Annotated in this window: 8 protein-coding genes; 4 read left to right on the forward strand and 4 right to left on the reverse strand. The window is 55.2% G+C overall.

All coding sequences use genetic code 11. The annotated features are described in order from the left end of the window. Positions 1-136: 136 nt before the first annotated feature. Entirely contained in the window at positions 137-730 is a 594-nt protein-coding gene (locus Q363_RS28490) for a DUF6088 family protein (protein ID WP_035357448.1), read from the reverse strand. A 1,219-nt stretch (positions 731-1,949) separates the two neighbouring features. Here Q363_RS28490 and Q363_RS28495 point away from each other — a divergent pair. Further along, positions 1,950-2,720 (forward strand): bestrophin-like domain, encoded by a 771-nt coding sequence (locus tag Q363_RS28495; protein WP_035357452.1) that lies wholly within the window; start codon positions 1,950-1,952, stop codon positions 2,718-2,720. Between the two features lie 556 nt (positions 2,721-3,276). Further along, complete coding sequence (locus Q363_RS28500; protein WP_281176098.1) at positions 3,277-4,164, forward strand: IS91 family transposase; 888 nt, start codon at positions 3,277-3,279, stop codon at positions 4,162-4,164. A 99-nt stretch (positions 4,165-4,263) separates the two neighbouring features. Here the strand turns inward: Q363_RS28500 and Q363_RS28505 are convergent, their stop codons facing one another. Continuing rightward, positions 4,264-4,551, reverse strand: a complete 288-nt coding sequence (locus Q363_RS28505; protein WP_245632534.1) for a carboxymuconolactone decarboxylase family protein — start codon at positions 4,549-4,551, stop codon at positions 4,264-4,266. Between the two features lie 169 nt (positions 4,552-4,720). Beyond that, positions 4,721-5,497 carry a tetratricopeptide repeat protein gene (locus Q363_RS28510; RefSeq protein WP_084080874.1) on the reverse strand — a complete coding sequence of 259 codons (777 nt, stop codon included), beginning with the start codon at positions 5,495-5,497 and terminating at the stop codon, positions 4,721-4,723. A gap of 465 nt (positions 5,498-5,962) precedes the next feature. Here Q363_RS28510 and Q363_RS41455 point away from each other — a divergent pair, with 465 nt between their 5' ends. Further along, positions 5,963-6,271: a hypothetical protein gene (locus Q363_RS41455; protein ID WP_157467765.1), complete on the forward strand. Its 309-nt coding sequence runs from the start codon at positions 5,963-5,965 to the stop codon at positions 6,269-6,271. A gap of 106 nt (positions 6,272-6,377) precedes the next feature. Here Q363_RS41455 and Q363_RS28520 read toward each other — a convergent pair whose 3' ends face one another. Beyond that, a complete protein-coding gene (locus Q363_RS28520; RefSeq protein WP_211256408.1) occupies positions 6,378-8,309 on the reverse strand; it encodes a patatin-like phospholipase family protein in 1,932 nt (643 codons plus the stop codon). A 320-nt stretch (positions 8,310-8,629) separates the two neighbouring features. Here Q363_RS28520 and Q363_RS28525 point away from each other — a divergent pair. Beyond that, positions 8,630-9,294: hypothetical protein (locus Q363_RS28525; protein WP_035357463.1), on the forward strand; the 665-nt coding region annotated here is incomplete at its 3' end.

Genomic DNA, 9,294 nt, shown 5'->3' on the forward strand with positions numbered 1-9,294 from the left:
TCAGACGAGAAGAGAACGTCCAACGAACGGACGACCAAGGATAGCTTTTTCCAGAAGTTGTGCAGGGCGGCCCGAGGAGCTTGCTGCTTGTAGCAGCGCTTCTCGTTGTTCAGAACGCGATAACGTGAAGTAGTGCTCAGCCATGACGAGCAGCCCGTCCCACGGCGGTTGCTACCCAAGAGGGCAGTCTGGCAGCGTGCCGCGAGACTTTTTGAAGTTCAGCGGATGGCACCCGTTCACGGATCTTTTCTGCAACGATATTGGCCCTTTCTGGGCCAGCCCACCCCAAGGCACGGACAATCTGCCCTGCAGGTTCCTTCGCAAGGGTCAGTTTCCAAGGGCTCGCATGACGCAGATATACCATTTGCTTGCCCACAGAGAGATTTCGCGTGCGACCAGAGGTGAGATAAACGGCGCGCCTGGGCACCTGCGTGGTCAGGCCAAGCGCGTTTGCCGATGCGGCTTCGGAAGGCACGATCGTTTCACCGCGGACATCAGAAAGCCGCTCGATCAGCGTTTCGACGGCGGGTGCTCGCTTTCCAAATTTCCCCACGACTGGAGCCATATACAACCCGCGACCGGCACGCATGAGCTCTCCGCGCTTAACGAGCCGGGAAAGTGCTTGGTCGATGGCGGCGCGATTTCCAAGGTGTAGCAGCGACTTTGCGGAAAGGGGTGTTCCTTCCGGAAGTCTCGTTGCCTCTGCCAAGATTTGTTCGTTCAGGCGCATCCATCGACCTCTGTCAGAAGTATACCATTGTTTCTGACATACTCCGGCGGACGCCTGTTCAAGCGATCTGCTGAAGCCGCTGGTGAACGCGCTGGGCGATCCGCTCTGGGCGATCCGCTCTGGGATGCGAATGCTTGTGTAGCGGCGCTTTTCACGGGTCGCCTCGTGAACAATTCGGATGCCCCCCGGTTCCCGTTTAAATAGCGGCGGATGGTGTTTTCACTAAAACCCCAACGTCTTGCGAGTTCGCTTACGGAACAATGTTTTTCCATGGAAGCGACACCGAAATGCCTGAGGTCCGATTCGGTGAGCGTTACGGAAGCGGGTTCTTTCTTCGCGGGATTGGAAGGGAATGTTGCCAGACCCGCCCACGCAGGAAAAACTAACCGAAATATCGCAAAGTCTGGGACGCCTTGAAATGGACACTGAAGGGCTATGGGAAAAGGAACTGTCTCTAGACTGGAAGCATTTTGAACGAAAGATCTAGTCTCGTTGGGTAGGTTAGTGCTCTCAGGTCGGCAAGCACTCTTTTTTATTGTGTTCGGTGTCATGATTTTGCTCTCCCGCGCGTTCTAACCGCACTGCAAACCCTGTTCACCGGAACCATCGCGAAAGTGGCAAGCCTGATTGCGATCGTGATTGGCGGCTATGGCTTCGCGCATGGCGAGCCCGGTATCCATCTCCGGATTTGCCAGGAAAATTTTCGTCGGGCAGCGTTCTGACCTTTTAGAGCACTGCTACGGTCGCGTCAAGGCAGAGCCGCGTCAGTGATAACATGTGGACCTGAACTGCGGTAGCGTCCTACTTCTACGGGGGGATCCGCCGGTGGAGGGTCTATCCAGGGTACATCGCCATTCACTACCCACCGACTGGAGCGGAGTATGGCCAACCAAATGCGGGTTCCGTGTGACGGCAATCTGGTTCCCTATGCTGCCAGTTGGGTTGATTCGTCCTACGTCGAGTTTTTCCATTGCCCCAGGTTGTTGCGGCGGCGAGTATGGTAGAAACCTGAAGTCCACGAAACTAAGATTCCTGTCCTATATAGTGTCGTGCATGTTATGGCTCTGCCGTTTCCTTTGTGTCCGGCTTCTGTGTCCCGCTTTTTGCCTGCGCGCATCCTTGCTGGGTTTGCTAGCCAAGCCCAAACAAGAAATCACTCTACTCCGTTCAAACTGGAAAGCCGGGCCTGTTTCGGAACGATGTTGCGAGGAGCCTAGCTATGTTTGAGAACCTCCTGAATCATCAGTGGCTGGCGGCGATTTCGCTATTCGTTTTCATGGCGCTTGCGATTGAGTTGGGATACCGCACTGGTATCAAATTCCGGATCGGGGACGACCAAGACCGGAAGGAACAGATAAATGCTATTGCCGAGGGCCTATTCGTCCTGTTGAGTTTGCTAGTGAGTTTTACTCTGACAATGGCTGTTTCTCGATATGATCATCGGCGCGAGTTGATCGTAAGGGAGGCCGACGCGATCGGAACGACCTACCTGCGCGCCGCAACCCTAGGCCAGCCTTACCAGGGAAATGTGGAGCAATTACTGCGCAACTACGTCGATGCACGAATCGGTTTCTTCGCAGCCGGATCCGACGCTGCCCAAGTTGAACAGGCTGTGAAGCACAGCAACCGTATTCAGCAAGAGCTGTGGGGAAACCTGGTTGCTGTGTCGCAGAGCGACCGGACTTCCATGGCCGTGGCGTCCATGAATAGCCTGAATGAGGTGATCGATCTTGACAGTGAGCGCGTGGCTGCATTGCAGAACCGAATCCCTCCGAAAGTGTGGATGTTGATTATCATCGTAGCCCTGATCGCCGTGTTCACCCGAGGCCTGACGCTGAAGCGCCGCCTCTGGCTGACGTTGGCGCTGGGTCCGATAACCGTTGCGATTGCAGCGGGACTTATCGCCGACCTGGATAACTCGGGCAGCGGACTCATACGAGTGGATCAGGGACCGCTGTATCGCTTGAAAGCGGATATCCAGCCGAAATGAATCTGCTGCATTGTGGTGTCCGCCCTAGTCTGGATTTGAGTCAGTCATGGTGCTCGGAGGTACTGTCACCATGGACCTGAGCACAAGGGGTGTGCTGATTCGCGCACCTCCATCCGCGATGGCGCACGCCGGTGAACTCCATCGCGTGCATGGCCGTGCTTGTCTTCGTGCTGCTGGTGCTGGCCAATGACGGCGTGCACGCACAGGTGCGTATCAACTGCTGTCTAACGCCAGCACCACGCATTACGACGTCGCCTACTATAGTGGCCGTATACACTCACCTCCTATGTCAGGCAGACCAAAATTCTCCTGCACCGCACAGAGATGGGAAAATCGAGAGCACCCTTGATCGCCTCGCTGGCAAAATGAGCCCGGGCCCCGGTCTGAATCGCAAAGATGATAGCTTCTGTGGATTGAGCCATGTCAATCTTTGACGTCACGAGTGTAATGCTCTATTGAACACTCTGTCATCAGATATGTCCGTCGATAGGGTGCTGGCCCCAAACCTAGTATTTCTTCGTCACTGACTTCACTTTTCGTTTCCACTGGCCGATTCCTGGAACGCTACCAGTCCGGCTTCAGCTATCAGCAGATGAAGGCATTCCGCGCTATCAGCCGTTGCCGCACAGCCGCGCTTGGCGGACATCTCGACGTGTGGCACGACTGCGGTTATCAGACCGGCATCTCCTACAACTCCTGCCGCTCACGATGCTGCCCGAAGTGTCAGGCACAGGCCCGACAGCGTTGGCTCGAAGCCCAGGAGCGCGATCTGCTCAACACCGGCTACTTCCACGTCGTGTTCACCGTGCCCCACGAGTTGAACCCACTGGCGCTGACCACACCGGCGGTCTTCTACGACTTGCTGTTCGCGGCCAGTTCACGGACCCTGCTGGAAGTCGCAGCCGATCCGAAATACCTCGGCGCCGAGATCGGATTCCTCTCCATCCTGCATACCTGGAGCCAGAACCTCCTCGGCCACGATCACACTCACTGCGTGGTTCCTGCCGGCGGCCTGTCTCCGGATCATCAGCGCTGGGTTCGTACCCGGCACCCGCGCTTCCTCCTGCTCATTCCCGAGCTGCGCCGCGTCTTCCGGCAGAAGTTCACCGACGAACTGGAGCACCTTCACCGCAAGGGCCTGCTCGACTGTGCCGGTCCCGCGGCCGATTTCCAGGACCGGGCATGGTTCTCGGAGTTGCTCCATCAACTGCGCCACAAGAGGTGGGTCGTCTACGCCAAGCCGTCCTTCGGCGGACCCGCACAGGTGCTGCGCTATCTCGGCCGTTACACCCACCGCATCGCCATCTCCAACCATCGCCTGCTGGCATTCGACGGAGAGCGCGTCACTTCCGCTCGCCGCAGTGGTGTTCCAGTTGTCGGTAAGGATGGGTTGGGTGATCAGGTACCAACCCTTTTTCATGTTGTAGTTGACGAAGTCATTTGAGTCACGGGCACCGGACTGTCCTGCAAGATGGAAAGAAACAACATGCCTGTAGTGTCGCCATGAAAAGGCAGGACCTCGTCGTAATTCATGCTTGAACTTCTAGTCGAATCTGGCGCTTCCACTGCTGGTTGCTGCAAGACCGCTGATGCTAGTGTGAAATTCATCATCGTCGTCTGTCGCTGAAGGCAACTGGTGGATGCTGATTCCACGTTGATGAAAGATGCGCTTCGCCACGGCGACCGCAGATATGGCATTCGCCCGGCCGGAATAAAACGCCAAGAGCGTGATGATCTCGGACAGTTCGCCGGGTTTTACACCATTGTTCATAGCCAACGCGAAGTGATACGGCATCTCGATGGTCTGTATGCGAGCAATCAAAGCCGCCACCGTAACGATACTGCGGTCACACGGCGAAAAGCTCGGGGCCGTTGCCAAAGACCATCGAGCAGTGTGCCCTTCGAATGTGCTCCAACGCCGGCGAGACCGCTCTGATGGGCATGTCACCGGGATGGAGGCCGCGAAGTTGCCAAATATCCCGACTAATCTGGAGGCTTGTTCACATCACGCGCCGCCCAGGCACAATCAACTCCCGAATTTCTTTGCCTTGCCGGATGGTTATAGTTGCACCCTCGCAGATTTGCTCACTGATCAAGATCGGTTGTATCGCTCGAAACAGCGCCTCAGCGTCTTCGCCGTAGAGAATGAGTGTTGTGCTTTCTGGGATCGTAACGCTGCCGCTACAGAAGCCGGCGTTCTGACTCTCCGCCGCATCCATCAGGTCGACAGCCAACTTGGCTGAATCTTGTCTGCCGTACCAGTTTCCCGGTCGGCTTCCGTAACCGATTTCGACTAAAACGGACCCTTTAGCTTGATATATGAGGGAACTCAGATCGCGATCGACCTGCGCAACTTCGTCCCTTGCGGCGTTCACCGATGCCAAGCGATCTTCTGCCAAGATGACCTCCACCCTGCCTAGCCGTTTGAGAGCGGCAATCTCCTCTTCCAAGTTCTCTACGATGGATTCAAAACTGGGGCTCGGAATTCTCTTGCGTTCAGCATGCGAGCGTTGGAACATTTCTACGGCTTCAGCATCGCGTCCTTCATCTTTGAGGATTGATCCACGCGTTTCATACGCTGACGCGAGACTGGAAACACCTTCTTGCCTGTCCACCTTCGCCAGTTCGATTGCCCGATCTAACAGCTTGTGAGCTTCAGCAAAGTTGCCCATCTTCCTGTAACAATTGGCCATGTTATTCAGGAGCCTGCTAATGAGGAAGTGTGGCGTCGAGGGAGACTGCTCGCGCACATGCAAAGCCTTCCTGTAATGCTCCAACGATTAAGCGTAGCGACCGTTTTCGGAGCATAGAATTCCCAAATTGCTCCACGCAGTCGTGGCGGATTCAAAGTGTGCTTTGGTTTCGTAATACGCTGTCGCTTCCCCGTAGAGACTTTCAGCTTCTGAAGGAGAGCTTTTCCGAAGAGCGTTGCCGAGGGTTATCAGAACCCCTGGCAGGCGCGGATCGCCCGGATAATCGCGCAATATCTTCAGCGCAGCCCTCGCGGGTATAGCTGAGTGGTCCTTTAGTCCCATCAGTCCATAACACTGACCTACGAACGCCAGCGCCGTTACCATCTCGGTGGGATCGTTGCTCTCCGAATCGTTCTGAATGAGCCGTTCCCAGAACGGAAGGGCGCGGCGGTATTCCTGAAGCCTCATGAGGACTCTCGCCACTGGGTCCTGCAGAGCAACGGCTTCCAATCGGTCTGAGTGTTCGTCCAGCAGAGTCATAGCAGATTCGTGCAACTTCTTCCCCTCTTCCGCCTTGCCGAGACGGTGCCGCAATACGCTCATGTGGCACTGCACCAGCAGAGCAAAGCCGATAGCTCGGTCTGGGGGCATCGAGCGAGCTTGTTTATCGGCCATGCGAAACAGCAACTCGGCTTTCTCGAAGTTGCCAGATTGCATGGCGTCAATGCCTTGGTAAACGCAACCGAGGCACATGTCGACAGGATCAAGCGTCATATTATTTCCATTGGTCTCGCCCTCCAGTTGGCTCTGCAGGGTACGAAGTACTACAAGGACGACGACCTCAACAAAAGATCATAGCGCCTACTCGCAAAGCGGCACCCTTATCTAGAGAGCGATAGATAGAAGGAAGACCGAATCGGCCTGGGAAGATAGCTTTGCGCAGCGGACGTTGACACGGGTCACATTATGAACTCTCGAAGAGCTGGGAATCAAGCTTGCTGAGCATCTTGCGCAGCTTGGCAATGGTTGCATTGGTTGCCGTTTCCCCGATAATTGCCATTTCATCAGCGCGAGTGAATTCCGATATATCAAAGGACGTCACGTCGGGCGCGACCACAAAGTCTGCGGGCTGCACCCCAACGGAGTTCATGTTGAAGCCTTGAATCATGTTCTGTCGCATAATCACTTGAATTGTCGAGAAGAAACGGTTGCTGCGCGAATCCCTGCGGGAGCGGATTCCTAGAAAATCTCTCTCCAGCTTTGCCGTCACGCTCGATGCGATAACAAAGTTGCATCCCTTGGCTACCAGCACGTTGGCAGGAATATTGTTGAGCAACCCGCCGTCCACCAGCGCTCGGTCTGATTCAAAGATAGGAAGCGAAAGGGGAGGGAGATTGATGCTTTCCAGGATACTCATCGTCGCGTCGCCAACCTCGCGCACCACTGGTTCTCCTTCGAAGAGGTCGACGGCGACCGTAAACATCGGAAGATTCAATTGTTCCATCCTGGCTCGCCCTATGTATTTCCGCAGCATGGTCTCGAACTGATTTCTTCTGTACTTGAAGAGCAAATACCAGTAGCCGCCACCGGGCAGCTGTCGAAACAACCACGAGGGCATCAAATCGGTCTTGAAGACCTGAGTCGCATACTCGGGATCTAAGCCAGCCGCGTAGATGGTGCCGGTCATCGCCCCAGCACTCGTACCCGCCAGCATGTCGACGTAGATGCCATGCTGTTCAAGCGCTTTGAGCACTCCAAGATGAGCCATACCGCGAGCTGCGCCGCCTCCCAGTGCCAAGCCGATCTGGACGCCTCGCAAATGATGAACGATGCGTTCGAATCCGTGCTGCAGTAAACTGCCTTGATTTGCTCGAGGAGCGTCAAATGAAAGCTTGAAGTCTCGTTCGGCGAGTTCATACAACTCCGGTACATAGGGAGCCATTGGGGTGTTGCGGTCGAGAAGCCACACAACCCGGAGCTTGTCTCGCCATCTGGGTACGCTCTTCACCAGCACTTGGAGAAGATGTACCGCTGCACGCGCATCCTGCGGCCGAACACACCAGAGCACTATGTCGACGTAACTCATAAACCGCTTCATTACCTCTTCTGAATGATCCGCACGAATATCAAACAGAAGTCGCCTATGCGCGGCCCATTCCTTGATAAGGTCTTGTCGCTCCTCGACATCTCCAACAAGCAACTTAAAGGGGAGGTCTTCGTCGGGCTTCCATTGCTCGTCGTCGCCGAGAATAGATGGAGACTCGCCCAGGTCTCGAAGGCGACGTGCCAATCGACCAACGAACGGACGGCTCGCCTCCGAGTGATGCACAACACCCACGACGGCTGGCTTCGGAAGCGAACGTTCTACCATCACGAATCGTTTGAATACGCTGGCTGCCAATCGAAACATCGCGAGTTGAAAGTCTGCATGCTTCGCTGTCAACTGAAGCAGGTTCGATAGTGTCAGTCGAATTGCTGTGGAAGGTTCATTAGCCTGGACGTGCAAGTAAGAGCGATCCGATAAACCGAGGGAAAATAAGCCTATAACAGCCCCTCGAGCAAAAGTATCCTGCTGCATCTCTTTGCCCAGAAAATCGTAGAGCGTTGCCTGCATCCGGCCCGTGATGAGGAAGTACACGTGGGTAATCTCTGATTCGGCCTCAATGACCACCTCTCCGGCGTGAAACGCGATCCAATCAGCGGCATTCGTGATCGCCGTCAGCGTGTCCTCGTTGAGTTCCTTTGCCCATTCGAGCCGACGAAGCTCTATCTGAAGTCGCTCAGTTGTTGGAGAAGCTGGTTTTTCGCCCCTGTTATCCATCTCGTTCTCCTTGAATGAGGCAGCCCAAGCTCGGCGAAAGGCTTGCCGGAATGTGAGTCGCAGGCGTGGATCCAACTTGCACGCTTATTCGGTATTTCCCTCCCAGTCACTCACGGTCAACCATTATCATCCGAATTTCTAGGTGTTGCATCAGGCCCCAGATCACACCTGTTGAACAAAGCTGGAGTTCCGAAGGTGAACAATCCCATGGCGTTAGTCCGCAACCAATCTTGAAGTTAGCGTCTAGGAAGATCGTGTCGAGAAGCGGTCTCCGCCTATGATCCCCAGCCTGTTTGTCACTGGGGAGACTCCTAGTTGCCTCGCCTTGGTCCCACTTGTACCGTCAAACTGAAGAGGTGCCTACATTGACTTCGCCAATCCCATGGAGGGTCACGATGAAGCAAATGGCCCGACTGATCATTCTCATCATTATCTTGCTCTTCCCGTTCGAGTTGGTTATTACTCAAGCGCAACCGACTCCGAACAAGGCGGCCTCTCCCAAAAAGACAAAAAGCGAAACCCTGGAGCTTGGCAAATCCTATACCTCGTTGCGCCCTGAACAAAAGCAACTGGTAGACGACTTCATTCGCCGTTATAACGCCACCACCGGAAGCAACCGTGTGCCTCAAGAGGCCTACGACAACGGCCGACTGTCCGTCCGCACCACGTTTGACGCCGTGACCCATGCGCTGCTGAACGCCAAGATGACGGATGCAACTGGCAAAAGCCTGGGGCGAGCGATTGATCTGGTGGAAGCCGTTGACGAAGTGCTTGGAGAGGAATCCGGCGTAGGTGGTGACCGCCAGTTCCGCATGTATGTGTACCTGAAGGACAATGCGGTTGACATTCTCAGCCGCAGCCAGGAGTTCTTTCGCGATAAGGACAACACTGTTTATCACGGGGGGTTTCCCATTTGTTACAGGCTGAAAAACGGACCTCCCTCGATTCAGTTCTCCATTTCGCGGGACCATAAATTGTCCGACGTTGATGTCGACTATCGCGCTTCGGGCTTTCCTAAGGGCTTGGTCAATGGACACTTGTCCGCTGCCAACTCGGATGT

It is taken from the genome of Edaphobacter aggregans DSM 19364, from assembly GCF_000745965.1.
Lineage (GTDB): Bacteria > Acidobacteriota > Terriglobia > Terriglobales > Acidobacteriaceae > Edaphobacter > Edaphobacter aggregans.